General features: G+C 56.3%; 14 protein-coding genes. 7 read left to right on the top strand and 7 right to left on the bottom strand.

The window, feature by feature from the left end:
* Positions 1 to 221 precede the first annotated feature (221 nt).
* From TH25_RS20790 to TH25_RS20775, 4 genes are all read right to left on the bottom strand, one after another.
* A complete protein-coding gene (locus TH25_RS20790) occupies positions 222 to 1,532 on the bottom strand; it encodes a TRAP transporter large permease (RefSeq protein ID WP_114090193.1) in 1,311 nt (436 codons plus the stop codon).
* 51 nt (positions 1,533 to 1,583) lie between these two features.
* The gene (locus TH25_RS20785; protein ID WP_258549249.1) at positions 1,584 to 2,225 is read right to left on the bottom strand and encodes a TRAP transporter small permease subunit; all 642 of its coding nucleotides are present in this window, start codon (positions 2,223 to 2,225) and stop codon (positions 1,584 to 1,586) included.
* A 135-nt stretch (positions 2,226 to 2,360) separates the two neighbouring features.
* On the bottom strand, positions 2,361 to 3,392 hold the full coding sequence (locus TH25_RS20780; protein WP_114090192.1) for a TRAP transporter substrate-binding protein: 1,032 nt from the start codon (positions 3,390 to 3,392) through the stop codon (positions 2,361 to 2,363).
* Positions 3,393 to 3,394: 2 nt separating this feature from the next.
* Positions 3,395 to 4,018 (bottom strand): gluconokinase, encoded by a 624-nt coding sequence (locus TH25_RS20775; RefSeq protein WP_181847742.1) that lies wholly within the window; start codon positions 4,016 to 4,018, stop codon positions 3,395 to 3,397.
* A gap of 350 nt (positions 4,019 to 4,368) precedes the next feature.
* On the opposite strand from TH25_RS20775, the gene TH25_RS20770 reads away from it, so the two are divergent.
* Together TH25_RS20770 and gntR are read left to right on the top strand one after the other, a co-directional pair.
* A complete protein-coding gene (locus TH25_RS20770; protein ID WP_114090191.1) occupies positions 4,369 to 5,022 on the top strand; it encodes an SGNH/GDSL hydrolase family protein in 654 nt (217 codons plus the stop codon).
* A gap of 22 nt (positions 5,023 to 5,044) precedes the next feature.
* The gene (gntR, locus tag TH25_RS20765; protein WP_114090190.1) at positions 5,045 to 6,091 is read left to right on the top strand and encodes an HTH-type transcriptional regulator GntR; all 1,047 of its coding nucleotides are present in this window, start codon (positions 5,045 to 5,047) and stop codon (positions 6,089 to 6,091) included.
* 26 nt (positions 6,092 to 6,117) lie between these two features.
* Here gntR and TH25_RS20760 read toward each other — a convergent pair whose 3' ends face one another.
* Genes TH25_RS20760 through TH25_RS25130 form a run of 3 tightly spaced genes read right to left on the bottom strand, consistent with a single transcriptional unit; the run spans position 6,118 to position 7,626 of the window.
* Positions 6,118 to 6,699: an IMPACT family protein gene (locus TH25_RS20760; protein WP_114090189.1), complete on the bottom strand. Its 582-nt coding sequence runs from the start codon at positions 6,697 to 6,699 to the stop codon at positions 6,118 to 6,120.
* Positions 6,700 to 6,737: 38 nt separating this feature from the next.
* Positions 6,738 to 7,481: a sulfite exporter TauE/SafE family protein gene (locus TH25_RS20755; protein ID WP_114090188.1), complete on the bottom strand. Its 744-nt coding sequence runs from the start codon at positions 7,479 to 7,481 to the stop codon at positions 6,738 to 6,740.
* The gene (locus TH25_RS25130; protein ID WP_181847741.1) at positions 7,471 to 7,626 is read right to left on the bottom strand and encodes a hypothetical protein; all 156 of its coding nucleotides are present in this window, start codon (positions 7,624 to 7,626) and stop codon (positions 7,471 to 7,473) included. Before TH25_RS25130 ends, TH25_RS20755 begins: the two co-directional genes overlap by 11 nt.
* Positions 7,627 to 7,634: 8 nt before the next feature.
* On the opposite strand from TH25_RS25130, the gene TH25_RS20750 reads away from it, so the two are divergent.
* The 5 genes from TH25_RS20750 to gltX all read left to right on the top strand — a co-directional run bounded on the left by TH25_RS20750 (position 7,635) and on the right by gltX (position 13,710).
* Positions 7,635 to 8,135, top strand: a complete 501-nt coding sequence (locus TH25_RS20750; protein WP_114090187.1) for a GFA family protein — start codon at positions 7,635 to 7,637, stop codon at positions 8,133 to 8,135.
* Between the two features lie 291 nt (positions 8,136 to 8,426).
* Positions 8,427 to 9,809 (top strand): class II 3-deoxy-7-phosphoheptulonate synthase, encoded by a 1,383-nt coding sequence (locus TH25_RS20745; protein ID WP_114090186.1) that lies wholly within the window; start codon positions 8,427 to 8,429, stop codon positions 9,807 to 9,809.
* 244 nt (positions 9,810 to 10,053) lie between these two features.
* Positions 10,054 to 10,539: a hypothetical protein gene (locus tag TH25_RS20740; protein WP_114090185.1), complete on the top strand. Its 486-nt coding sequence runs from the start codon at positions 10,054 to 10,056 to the stop codon at positions 10,537 to 10,539.
* A 113-nt stretch (positions 10,540 to 10,652) separates the two neighbouring features.
* Positions 10,653 to 12,329 (top strand): NAD+ synthase, encoded by a 1,677-nt coding sequence (locus tag TH25_RS20735; protein WP_114090207.1) that lies wholly within the window; start codon positions 10,653 to 10,655, stop codon positions 12,327 to 12,329.
* A 28-nt stretch (positions 12,330 to 12,357) separates the two neighbouring features.
* Positions 12,358 to 13,710 carry a glutamate--tRNA ligase gene (gene gltX, locus TH25_RS20730; protein WP_114090206.1) on the top strand — a complete coding sequence of 451 codons (1,353 nt, stop codon included), beginning with the start codon at positions 12,358 to 12,360 and terminating at the stop codon, positions 13,708 to 13,710.
* The last annotated feature ends 48 nt before the right edge of the window (positions 13,711 to 13,758 follow it).

Here is a 13,758-nt window from a genome sequence, read left to right as displayed (position 1 = left end):
ACAACTCCCAACTGACCATCCAAATAAATTGTAGCAGGTTCGATTTTAGAGGGTAGCTACAACTTTACCATGTGGCAATTCGCCCTGTTTGAAATTGTAGCAGGTTCGATTTTAGAGGTGGTGATTATTTGGCAGCCGGAAAGTGGGGATGACAAGCCGAAATGAACAAAAGGCGGGGTGCCGTGGCACGCCCGCCCTGGATGTTGGATTTGTGTGGCTGGTTATCGCCCGGTAATGCCGGGGAAGATGATCAGGATGGCGACTGCCAGGATTTGCAGGCAGATAAAGGGGGCGAGGGAGCGGAAGATGGTGCCCAGTGATATATCGGGCGGGGCCACCGATTTAAGGTAAAAGGCCGCCGGGCCAAAGGGTGGCGAGAGGAAGCTGACCTGCATATTCATGGCAAACAGGACGCCAAACCAGACCGGATCAAAGCCAAGCTGTTTAACGATGGGCACGAAAATTGGCATGGTCAGAAGGGCAATGCCGACCCAGTCCAGGAACATGCCAAGAATAAACAGGATCAGCATCATCACCAGAATGACCACGGTGGGGTCATCGGAAATGCCCGTGATCATGCCCGAAACAAACTTGATGCCGCCCATCAGGTTAAACACACCCACCAGGGCCGATGCGCCAATACCGATCCAGACGATCATGCCGCAGGTGGACAGGGTTTGCATTGCCGCCCCCTTGAGCATGGTCAGCGAAAATTCGCGCCGCAGGATGGTAGAGGCAATCACACCGGCCACACCGACAGCCGATGCCTCGGTCACAGAGGCAATCCCGCCATAAATCGAGCCCAGAACGCAGATCACGACGACGATGGGAAGGAACAGGCCCTTGAGCAGGCGGAGTTTTTCGGAAGTCGGGATTTTTTCGGTCTGCGGGGGCGGGGCGACATTATCGCCGAAATAACAGCGAAACAGCACATACGCGACATAAAAGCCCGCCAGCATGAAACCGGGGATAAAGGCCGAGGTAAACAGATCACCGATCGAGACATTGGCCGTTAAGCCATAAATGATCAGCACAATCGAGGGCGGCACCATCGTGCCCAGCGACCCGCCGGCACAAACCACCCCGATGGCCAGCTTTTCATCATAGCCCTGGCGCAGCATTTGCGGCAAAGCCAGCAGGCCGAGCAGAACAATCTCACCGCCGATAATGCCGCTCATGGCAGCCAGGATGACGGCAACAAAAATGGTTTGAACCGCCACACCGCCCTTGAGCCGCCCGCCAAACAGGCGCATCGCCTCGAACAGATCGCGTGCGATGCCCGAGCGGTCCAGCAGGGCCGCCATCAGCACGAACATCGGGACGGAGACAAATACGAAGGACGACACAAACGAATAAACCCGGCTGGTGATGAGCTGCACCACCATCACATTGTCAAACCAGCCAAGGGTGAAAATCAGGGCGACCAGCAGGGTGACAAAGGCCAGCGGCATCCCGGTCAGCAAAAAGCCGATCAGCATGACAAACATCGCCAGCGTGCCGTATTCAATGCCCAGTGATTGCAGATGTAACATGGGGTAATTTCCTGATGCGCCAGAAACGCAGGAGATGAAGCAGGGGAACGATCAGCGGCGCGCGGGCGCTTCGCTGGCGGAGATTTCGGGTTTTTGCCGGAAATAATTCCAGGCGAGGATCAGAAACTGCACCGTCAGTACAACCATCACCAGCAGCATGAAAATTTTGATGATGGCGGGAAAGGGCGGGTTCCAGGCGCTGCCGCTGGTTTCCAGGCGTATGTCGCCGGTGGGGGCAAAGGCGGCCTTTTTCACCATCAGCCAGGCGGCAAAACTGAAAAAGCCGGTTGAAAGCGCGCAAATCAGCGAAATAATGATATTGAGCACACGCCGTGCCTTTGGCCCGACCATGTCATAAATAATCACCACCCGGATATGCTGGTTGCGCGAGGCACAAAACAGCCCGGCAAAGACAAAGCCCATTGCGCATAAAAAGGTGGTTGTTTCATGGGCCCAGATGGTGGGCGCATCAAAGATATGCCGCATGCAGATTTCAAAAATCAGGGCCGCCATCGAACACAGGAAACCGACAGCAAAAACGATGCCCAATTGATTGACGATACGGCCGAGCAGGCCGGATTCCGCCGGCAGGACTGGAGCATTGTCATCCATCAATTCGGCCACGTTCCCTTCGGAGGTGCCAATTGGCGTCTCGGGTGGCGTCTCGGGATCGTGAGGGGGCGTGTGGGTCATGAAACCATTCCTTTAACGGGCACGCGCACAAAAGGGGGAACAACCGGGCGGGCAGAAAAAACACATCCTCTGCCCCCGGCATCGCACTGCAATCCCCCGGACCATTTCGGCGCCGGGGGATGAAAACAGGCAGGCTTATTTCAGCAGGCCCTGCGATTTCAGGTATTTGGTCAGGGTGTCGTAAACTTCCTGGGCATTGTCCGACCGCTCGGCAACCTTTTTCCATTGTTTCATGGCAATGGCCCGGAATTTGGCGCGTTCTTCATCCGACCAGTTGGTGATTTCGATGTCGCCCTTGGCCTGGTCTTTGGCAACGGCTTCGCGGTCCTTCATTTGCAGGCGGGCCACCAGGTCCTGGGACAGGTCACGCACCGAAACCGTCAGGATTTCCTGCAAATCCTTGGGCAGGGCATCCCATTTTTCCTTGTTCATCGAAACTTCCACCAGCGGCATGGAATGGAAGCCCGGATACACAGGATGCTTGGCAATGTCATTGAGCCCCATTGCCGAGTTGGTGGCATAGACCGTGGCGTCCGCCGCATCGATGACCTTTTTGTCAAGCGAGGTGTAAACTTCGGATTGCGGAATGTTCACCGGGGCGGCACCGGCGGCGGCAAAGACTTCCTGCACCATGCCTTCGGGCGCACGGACTTTCAGGCCCTTGAGGTCATCCACACCGTTAAGCGGAACAGATGACACAAAGGCTTCAAGACCCGGCGTCACGGCACCGATGAAGTGCAGGCCATAGGGCTCTTCCAGTTTGTTCATCAGTTCCTTGCCGCCCCCATAATTGATGAAGCGGAACATTTGCTGCGGGTCGGACCAAGCGCCAATCGGGTTGGCGATCAGGCTGAATGCCGGGTCCTTGCCGGAAAAATAGCTGACATCGGTAATGTGACCATCGAGAATACCTGCGGCAATCGCGTCCTGGGTTTCAGAATGTTCAACGATGGAGCCCACCGGCAGCAATTCGATCTTGATGCGGCCATTGGTCATTTCCTCGACCCGTTTGGTCCATTCCTGATCAATCTCGAAGGTCGGGGTGCCGGAATTGTCGCTCGACTGGAATTTCCATTCATAGTCTGCGGCCTGCGCGCCAAGCGACGTGGTGGCCGCCAGGGTAACGGCAAAGGTTGCACCCAAAAGTGTTTTGATCGGCATGTTCATGGTTATCCTCCCGTGGATGTGGTTTTTTCATCGGCGGATACGGATGCTTCCGTTCCGCTTTCTCGATCGTTACGTGCAGTCAGATCATCCAGCACTTGCCAGACGATGTCGTCTATCGGGGCCATAATTGAAATCGTTAGCGGATCTTCATCCGGCCCCAGCGGTTCAAGATCGGCAAGCTGGCTATCAAGCAGGGCGGCAGGCATAAAATGCCCGGCCCGGTTGTTCATTCGGTCTAAAATCAGGTCGCGCGGGCCATCAAGGAACACAAAAATCAGGTCAGCCCCCAGATGGGTGCGCAAAAAATCGCGGTAGCGCCGCTTGAGTGCGGAACAGGCGATGAATATGGGCGGCGTCGGTAGCCCGGGCAGGGGGGCTGCGATGGCACGTGATGTCAGTTCGGCACGGGTGGCAATTGCGGCCTGGCAAAGTGCGTCAAGCCAGGGCCAGCGCATGGCATCGTCAAGCGGCAGGCCACGGCGCATATGGTCGACATTCTCCGCCGGGTGATAATCGTCGGCATCCAGCAATGCACCCTTGGTGGCTGCAGCCAGGCGACGCGCGGTTTCGGTTTTTCCCGACCCGCTAACCCCCATGACAATGACGAATTTCGCAAGGCTGTTCATTGGTAAAGACTGTTTCCTCATCGTCTGGAGAGCCCGGCTTTTTACCGCCGCCGTTTGTTAGCGCTAACATAATGATAGCGCTAACATCACGTCAACCAATTTTACAGACGAAAGTTTTATGCCATTTTCCATTGGCAAATTCAGATAATTGGAACAATTTGAATATTAGTGAGTATTCATGCAAAAAAAGTCATGCGAAAATCATGATACGCGCCACACCTTTGGCGCGAAAGACTTTAGACGGAATGTAACCGTCTGCAAAGACGGAAACGATAAACGGGTTCAAATCATCAGGTTTTTGGGGAAACAACCCTGAAAGGACTGTTGAAAATCTCTTCGGGAATAGCGCCATGTATAAAAAAACCGTTCTTGCATATGGGGATAGTCTGACATGGGGGTATCACCCCGAGCATGGCAGACGTCACCCGTTTGACGATTTGTGGCCAACGGTGCTGGGTGACGGGTTGGGGCAACAGGCCCGCATGATTGGTGCGGGGCTGAGTGGCCGAACCACGGCCTTTGATGACCATACCGCCCCGGCAGACCGGAATGGCGCACGGATTTTACCAACCCTTCTGGGCAGCCATGACCCCCTGGACCTGGTGATTATCATGCTGGGGACCAATGATCTGAAATCCTTTATCTGCGGGGATGTCAGGGGGGCTGTGGCCGGCATGGCGCGACTGGTCGATATTGTGCGCAGCTATCCCTATAAGGCCGGTCCCGCGCCGGAGGTCATGGTAATGGCGCCGCCGCATCTGTGCAAAACGGAGCGGGCGGGCGGCACCTTGCCAACCGCGCACAGCATTGCCGAATCGCAAAAATTTGCGGCGGCCTATCAGGTGCTGGCGCGTGAAAAGAACTGCCATTTTTTTGATGCGGCAACGGTTGCGACGGCATCATCTGTTGACGGCGTGCATCTGGATGCGGCTAATACACGGGCAATCGGGGCCGCGCTGGTTCCGTTGGTTGACGGAATATTGCGGGGTGGCCCGCAAGATTGAGGTTTAGGGCAGTCAGGCAGGCATGAGAAAACGTAAAGGGGCAGGGCGGCCGACAATTGCCGATGTTGCCGCCCAGGCAGGGGTGAGTTCGATTACCGTGTCGCGGGCCTTGCGCGACCCGCAAAAGGTATCGGAACGCCTGCGTGCCAAAATCGACAAGGCGGTGCGTGCGCTTAATTACATCCCCGATACCCATGCCAGTGCGCTGGCATCGTCACGGTCCAATGTTGTGGCGGTGCTGGTGCCGTCGCTCACCAATAACGTTTTTTCCGATACCCTGCGCGCGATTTATGATGCGCTCGATGCCAGTCCGCTTCAGGTGCAATTGGGCAATTCGCGCTATTCCGCCACCGAACAGGAACGCCTGATTGGCATTTTTTTAAGCCAGCGCCCCACTGCCGTGATTGTGTCGGGCATTGATCAGACGCCAGCAGCGCGCAAAATGCTCGAAGAAGCCAATTGCCCGGTGGTGCAGATCATGGAAACCGGGCCGGACCCGATTGATATGATGGTGGGTTTTTCCCATTATCAGGGCGGGCGAGCCGCAGCCCAGCATCTGATTGATCAGGGATACCGCCATATCGGGTTTTTGGGTGCACGCATGGACCCGCGCACAACCCGCCGTCTGGCGGGGTTTCGCCGTGCGCTTGAAGATGCCGGGATGTTTGACCCGGACCTTGTGAAAACCACCACCACGTCGTCCAGCGTGACACTGGGCGGGGTATTGCTGCGTGAACTCGCCCGCCACCGGCCTGACCTGGATGCGGTTTTTTGCAATAATGACGACCTTGCGCTGGGTGCGCTGTTTGGCGCGCAAAAGGCGGGCATTTCCGTGCCCGACCAGTTGGGTATTGCCGGGTTCAACGACCTTGAAATGATGCAGGCCGCCTGTCCGTCGCTGACCAGCATTCGCACGGATCGTTATGGCATTGGCCGTCATGCGGTGAATATGATTCAGGCGGTGCTGGAGGGCACGCCGCCGCCCGAAAAGATCATTGATCTCGGGTTCGACCTTCAAATGCGGCAAAGCTCGGACCGGCGGCATATTCTGGCATCCGGCCCGGCATAAGGATAGGCCCGGCATTTGCGACCAATTTAATCGGAATTGTCCCTGTCCAGTGTGGGAAAGCGTTCTGCCAGATCAGCGATCATATCGCGCGGGCCGCTGATTTCGATCAGGCTGCCCAGGGTGTCGAACTGGCGATCTTGCACGGTAATGTCGGGCCGGTCGCAGGCCTGTTCCATATTTCCCGCATCGGCAAAGGTGGCAAAAAGGCGCGTTGTTCCCTGCGGGATATAAGGGATGATGGTCGCACCCTCGCAAACGGCCTGTACCGCCCCGCTATAGGCCCGAACCAGCCCGCCCGTCCCCAGTTTGGTGCCGCCAAAATAGCGGGTGACGATGACGGCAATATTGATCAGGTCGCGCCCCTGCAACACCTTGAGGCACGGCATGCCCGACGTGCCCGAAGGTTCGCCGTCATCCTTGCCATGTTCGATCAACTGTTCTTCGTCATTCAGGTACCGATAGGCGGTAACGTGATGATTGGCCTTGGGGTGGGCCTTGCGCAGGTCGGCCAGGGTGTCGTCAAATTGCGCATAGGGCACCAGTGTCGCCAAAAAGCGCGATTTCTTTTCTTCGGTTTCGCAAAAGGCAGGCTGTTCAATGGTGTTCATGGCTTTGTCTTAGCAGAGCGGAAACGGTCAGAAAAGGCTTAAGCCAGCAGGGCTTTGCCAATCAGGATGATGCCAAACAAAATCAGCATCACCAGCACCAGCTTGCGAAAGGTTTCCGCATCCAGCCGGGCACGAACAAAGCTGCCCGCCTTGACCCCCAGAAAAACCGGGATCAAACCAGCCAGCGAAATCAGCACGCTATGCCAGGTCATCAGGCCAATCCGGCTAAGCCCGGCGGCCATGATCAGGCTCGATAGGGTAAAGGATATATTCACCCCCTGAACAAAGCGTTTGGGATCCAGCCGTAGCGAGAGGAAAAATGGCAGGATCGGCATGACCTGTGATCCGGTCACGCCATTAACAAGGCCGGTGAGAAAGCCAGAAAAGGGCGCAATGCGGCGTGCCAGCCGGTTGGGAATGTAAATGGCCGGGCGGCCAAGGGTGATGATGCCATAGCTCATCAGGACAACACCCAAAACGGCCCCGGCCACCAGCCCGTTAACACGATCCAGAATGATCAGACCAACAATCAGCCCGGGAATGGTCGCAACAAACATCGGCCAGAAACGCCGCACGGTTTCGCGAAAATGCCCCGCCTGAACCATGACGATTACATTGCTGACAATCGACGGAATGATCACCAGCGGCATCGCCGATTTAAGACCCAGGCCCAATGTCATCACCGGCAGGGCGGAGGTGGAAAAACCAAGGCCGGTGGCCCCTTTGACAAAGGCGGCAAGAAAATAGGCACAGGCAACGATGATGGTGGTTTCAAGCGACATGGGGCGGTCCGAAAATCAGCAGATACGGCAGGTTGGTCTCCTGCCATATCTGGCAGCAGCGCAGCTTGCGGCGAAATGCGCCGGGGCGCAACTGTTTCAGATCGATGATAATATGTTGTGCGATGGCAATGCCGGTTTCGCACATGACGGGCAATGTCCGATGAAAGCCGCGACCGTGCAGCACAGCAAAGCAAAGGGTGGATGGAGATGACAGGTGCAATTTCGCAGCCAGAAGGGTCCATAACGGGCGGGTGCCAGTGTGGGGCGGTCCGCTACCGGCTCGATGGGCAGGTGGTGAAAACCTATATCTGCCATTGCCGGGAATGTCAGAAACAGTCGGCGTCCGCCTTTGGAATTTCGGTTCGGGTGCATGGTGCGGATGTCATCATCACACAGGGCCAGGTAAAAACCTGGCAGCGCCCGACCGATAGTGGCCGGGTGCTGGCGTGTCATTTTTGCCCTGAATGCGGATCGCGCCTGTTTCACGGCGACCTTGCCGGGGATGATCCGGTCAGCATCAAGGGCGGGTCGCTGGATGTGATGCCGGATCTTTCCGGGGTGGATCATATCTGGGTGGCACGCAAGGTTCGCGGAATTGCGATTCCGGCAGAGGCCCGGACACATTTTGGTGAACCCGATGACGAAACGGCCTGAAACCGGCGTGGATTCGCAGTTCTGATGTGCGCACAGCGCGTAATATTTTGCCTCTGTTTCATTCGGGGGTGGTTAAAGTGAGTGGAATTTTGCGCGCAATAGGGCAGGATTGGCAAAAATTTGCCATTTTTCTGTTGTCGCGGTGCGGGAAAGACTGGAAACGGCGGCGCAAAACCCTTATCTAGTTGGACCCGGCAAATGGCTGGTTTTGGCGCCTGTAATGTGAGGCGTATGATAGAAATGATGTTATGCTAGGGATGTTGAAAGAGACATCCGATGGAGAGGAAGCAGATGAGCAAGAGCTGGAGCACTGATAGTTGGCGGAACCTGCCCGTAAAGCAGATTCCGACATATCCGGATGCACAGGCCCTCAAGGCCGTAGAACAAGAGCTCGGCAGCTATCCTCCTTTGGTATTTGCTGGCGAGGCGCGTGCGCTGAAAGAAAAGCTGGGTGCAGTGGCAGAAGGCAAGGCCTTCCTGCTTCAGGGCGGTGACTGCGCGGAAAGCTTTAAGGAATTTCATCCCAACAATATCCGCGACACCTTTAAGGTCATGTTGCAGATGGCGGTTGTGCTGACCTATGGCGCGTCTTGCCCGGTGGTCAAGGTGGGCCGTATGGCCGGCCAGTTTGCCAAGCCGCGTTCGGCGGATATGGAAACGATTGATGGCGTCGAACTGCCCAGCTATCGCGGCGACAACGTTAACGGGATCGAATTTACCGAGGAATCCCGCACGCCCGACCCGCAGCGCCAGATCAAGGCCTATAACCAGTCCGCATCGACGCTGAACCTGTTGCGCGCCTTTGCCCAGGGTGGTTTTGCCGATCTGACACAGATTCACCGCTGGAACCTGTCCTTTGTCGATAACAGCCCGGCTGGCGAACGTTACCGCCAGATGAGCACCCAGATCGACGAAGCCGTTGCCTTCATGCGGGCCTGTGGCATTACGCCGGAAACCGCGCCGCAAATGCGCGAAACCGATTTTTATACCTCGCACGAGGCGCTTTTGCTGGGGTACGAGCAGGCCCTGACCCGTCAGGACAGCCTGACCGGCCAGTATTATGACTGCTCGGCGCATATGCTCTGGATTGGCGACCGCACCCGCCAGCCCGATGGCGCCCATGTCGAATTCATGCGCGGGGTGAAAAACCCGATTGGCCTGAAATGCGGCCCGACGCTTGAGGAAGATGAACTGATTCGCCTGATTGATACCCTCAATCCGGCCGATGAAGCCGGTCGTCTGACCCTGATCTGCCGTATGGGGTCGGGCAAGGTGGCGGAACATCTTTCGCGTCTGGTACGTCGTGTGAAGGCCGAAGGCCGCAAGGTTGTGTGGTCGTGCGACCCGATGCACGGCAACACGGTCAAGGCCAGCAACGGCTATAAAACCCGCGCCTTTGATGCGATTTTGGGCGAAGTCAAAACCTTCTTTGACATTCACAAGGCCGAAGGTACCCATGCCGGGGGCGTTCATTTTGAAATGACCGGGCGTGATGTGACCGAATGTATCGGTGGTGCACAGGCGATTACCGAAGACAGCCTGTCGGACCGTTACCACACCCATTGCGACCCGCGCCTGAACGGGGCCCAGGCCCTTGAACTGGCCTTTTTGATCGCCGAGATGATCAAACAGGAACGCGACAATGTGCGTGATGAATTGCTGGCAAGTGCCTGATCTTTTTTGATTGATCGGGCAATCGGGAATTTCGATTGCTAAAAAGGGTGTCCGGGATGTCGGGCACCCTTTTTCGTTGAGGAATTTGATAAACTCTCTAAAAAGCCGGGATCGGACCTAAAAAACGGGTCAGAACGTACCCACTTGGGAATTTGTCTTGGATTGATATTGATGCGATGCTTATCCTTTCGCATATAAAGAAAAACGGGGCGCACTTGCAGGCGAAAGAGGGATAGACGCGAATATGGCCGCAGATGATGATTTTGCATTCTGGCAAAAGAAGGTCGAGGGGACGAATATTTCCTCTGCAACCCTGCTTGCAACGGATTACCTCAATCATTTCAATGAAATCGTGATGCTGCTTGAAATGGTGCCCGATATGCCCGACATGCTTGAAGACTGTCGGGAATGGGCACCCAAAAGCTATCAGCAGCATTTTCAGGACAGCGCCTTTTCCGACCGTGAACTGGCGATCGAGGCCTATGACCACGTGCCGGAAAAATTCCGCCGTCCGTTCGAGGAAACCATCGAGCACATGAATGCACTGGTTTTGCGCGCAAACGAGCAGTTGGAAGTCGTGATCAATGATGGCAACCCCGAGGTCATCCGCATGACGGCCAGCAGCACGACGGCGGCATTGCAGCGGTTTATGGATGTCGCCAGCTCCATTATTCACGGGTCGGCCAAAACCATGAGCCAGGAAGAAATCGACGCGGCAATGGCGCTTTAGGCGGCTCACGTGTATCTTCCATGCAATCGTGGCCCAACCGGGTTGTAAAACCTTCGGGGGCTATTGCAATTTCCGCAATTGACTTGCGGGCGGACCCCTCCTATTCCAAACACATGAAAAACAAACTCGCCATTGCCATTGCCCAGTTGAATCCGGTTGTCGGCGACATTGCCGGGAATGCGGAAAAGATTGTGGCTGCCTGGGAATCTGCGGCTGATCAGGGCGCGGATATCATCCTGTATTCCGAACTGGTTTTGTCGGGCTATCCGCCCGAAGACCTGGTGATGAAACCTTCCTTCATGCGCCATTTGCGCGACGCGGTAGATGATATTTGCAAGCGGACCGCATCGCGCAAAAACGGGCCGGCCCTGTTGCTGACAACGCCGTGGGAAATTAACGGTATCCGCCATAATGCGGTATTGTTGATTGACGGGGGCACGATTGAAACCGTGCGTGCCAAAAACGACCTGCCCAATTATGGCGTGTTTGACGAAAAACGGGTTTTTGCCGCAGGCCCGATGCCCGATGTGGTTGATTTTCACGGCATCAAGCTGGGCGTTCCGATTTGCGAGGATGTCTGGACACCCAGGGTGGTGGCCCATTTGGCCGCGCGCGGGGCGGAAATGATGCTGGTCCCCAACGGGTCGCCATTTGAGGCGGGCAAGGATGGCCTGCGTCGCAAACTGATTCGCGACCGTGTGCTGGAATGCGGCGTGCCGATGATCTATTGCAATCAGGTCGGCGGGCAGGATGAACTGGTGTTTGATGGCGGCACATTCGGCCTGAATTTTGATGGCACGCTGGCCGTTGCCCTGCCGGGTTTTGCCGAAACCGTGCAGCTTTCGCACTGGTCGCGCGATGGCGATGGCAAATGGTATTGCGACGATGCCAAGCCCGATGCGCATTACCCGTCCGGCCTGGATGCGATTTATCAGGCGCTGGTGTTGGGTCTGCGTGATTATGTTAATAAAAACCGTTTTCCCGGTGTTGTCATTGGCATGTCCGGCGGCATTGATTCGGCCCTGTCCGCTGCCGTGGCCGTCGATGCGTTGGGGGCGGAACGGGTGCGCCTGGTGATGATGCCCTCACCCTATACCTCGGCCGATAGTCTTGAGGATGCGCAAATTTGTGCCGATATGCTGAAAACCGGCATTGAAAGCATCAATATCGGCCCGGCAATGGAGGCCTTTGGCACCATGCTGGCCCCGGCCTTTGCCGGGCGGGACCCCGACATTACCGAGGAAAACATCCAGGCACGCTCGCGCGGGATCATCCTGATGGGCATTTCCAACAAGTTCGGCCATATGGTTTTGACCACGGGCAACAAATCGGAAATGTCGGTGGGCTATGCCACGCTTTATGGCGATATGTGCGGTGGCTATTCGGTTTTGAAGGATTTGTATAAAACCACCGTGTTTGCCCTGTGTAGCTGGCGCAACCTGCATCGCCCGCAAGGGGCGCTGGGGCCGGAGGGTATGGTGATTCCGCAACGGATTATTACCAAGCCGCCCTCGGCCGAATTGCGCCCGGACCAGAAAGACGAAGACAGCCTGCCGCCCTATGATGTGCTTGATGATATTCTAGGTCAGATGATCGAGGGTGAACGCAGCGTTGCCGAAATCGTCGCCAGCGGCCATGACGAGGCAATCGTGCGCAAGGTATGGCGTTTGCTGGACCGTGCCGAATATAAGCGCCGTCAGGCCCCGCCAGGGGTGAAAATTACCCCGCGCGCCTTTGGTCGTGACCGGCGTTATCCGATTACCAATGGCTTTACCAATCTGGTAAGCTGACCTTATATTGTGTTTGAAAATTATTGATATGAAAAAACCTGTATTACGTTTCGCCCCCAGCCCGACCGGCCTGCTGCATGTCGGCAATGCCCGTGTCGCCATGATGAACTGGCTGTTTGCCCGCAAACATGGCGGCGAATTCATCCTGCGGTTCGATGATACCGACCCGGAACGCTCCAAGGATGAATATGTTGATGCCATCCGCGAGGATCTGCGCTGGCTGGGCATTGACTGGGACCGCGAAGAACGCCAGTCCCTGCGCCAGGACCGATATGACGTGGCGATTGAGCAGCTTAAATCCGAAGGGTTGCTTTATCCGTGTTATGAAACGGAAGGCGAGCTGAACTGGAAGCGCAAAGCCGCCCGTCAGCGCCATCAGCCGTTTATTTATGACCGCAAGGCATTGCTGCTGGACCCGGCGGAAATTCGCGCGCTGGAAGCCGAAGGCCGCAAGCCGCACTGGCGTTTCAAACTGCCCGATGGCGTGGTGGAATGGGATGACATGTGCCGTGGCCTGTGCCATTTCGACACCCAGCATGTCTCCGATCCGGTTTTGATCCGCGAAGACGGATCGCTGCTTTATATGCTGGGCTCCGTCGTGGATGACCTGGAAATGGGGGTGACCCATATTATTCGCGGTGAAGACCATGTGACCAATACGGTGGCGCAGATTCTGGTTTATATGGCGCTTGGCGGCCAGCCCGGCGGGCTGGATTTTGGTCATACGCCGCTTTTGGCCGGGCCGGGGGGATCGCAGCTTTCAAAACGGCTGGGTAGCCTGTCTTTGCGTGAATTGCGCAATGACGGGTTCGAGGTTCCGGCCCTGGTTGGCCTGCTGACCGGGCTTGGCGCATCGGACCGGATCGAACCGGCCACCATGCGGGAAGCGATTGAAACATTCGATATTTCGGCTTATGGTCGTTCGACCCCCAAATTCGATCCGGCGGATCTGGCATCGCTGAACGAAAAAATCGTTCATGACATGCCTTATGATCAGGCCCGCGACAAGCTGGCGGCCGCCGGAATGGAGGGGATGGACGAAGCCTTCTGGCAGGCGGTGCGCGGCAATTGCTGGCGTGTTGCCGAAGCCCGCGAATGGTGGGATGTTGTCCATGATGCGATTGTGCCGGAAATTGACGATGAAGATCGTGAATTTTTGACCCAGGCCGCTGATATGCTGCCGCAAGGCGATCTGGATGGCACAAGTTGGAAAAGCTGGACCGGGGCCGTAAAAGAGGCCACAGGTCGAAAGGGTAAACAGTTGTTCATGCCGTTACGCAAGGCCCTTACCGGGCGCGAACATGGTCCTGAAATGTCTGCATTGCTGCCGATGATCGGCAGCGAAAAAGCCCGTGCGCGTCTGTGTGGTCAGGCGGTCTGACATATTCGTGTCGGATCGCCGTAAAGAAATTGTGCCACACAAAGACGC

The sequence above is a fragment of the Thalassospira profundimaris genome, assembly GCF_003326755.1.
GTDB classification, from domain to species: Bacteria; Pseudomonadota; Alphaproteobacteria; order Rhodospirillales; family Thalassospiraceae; genus Thalassospira; species Thalassospira profundimaris_B.
The sequence above is the reverse complement of the archived record's forward strand: the minus strand, read 5'-3'. Positions and strand labels throughout refer to the sequence as shown.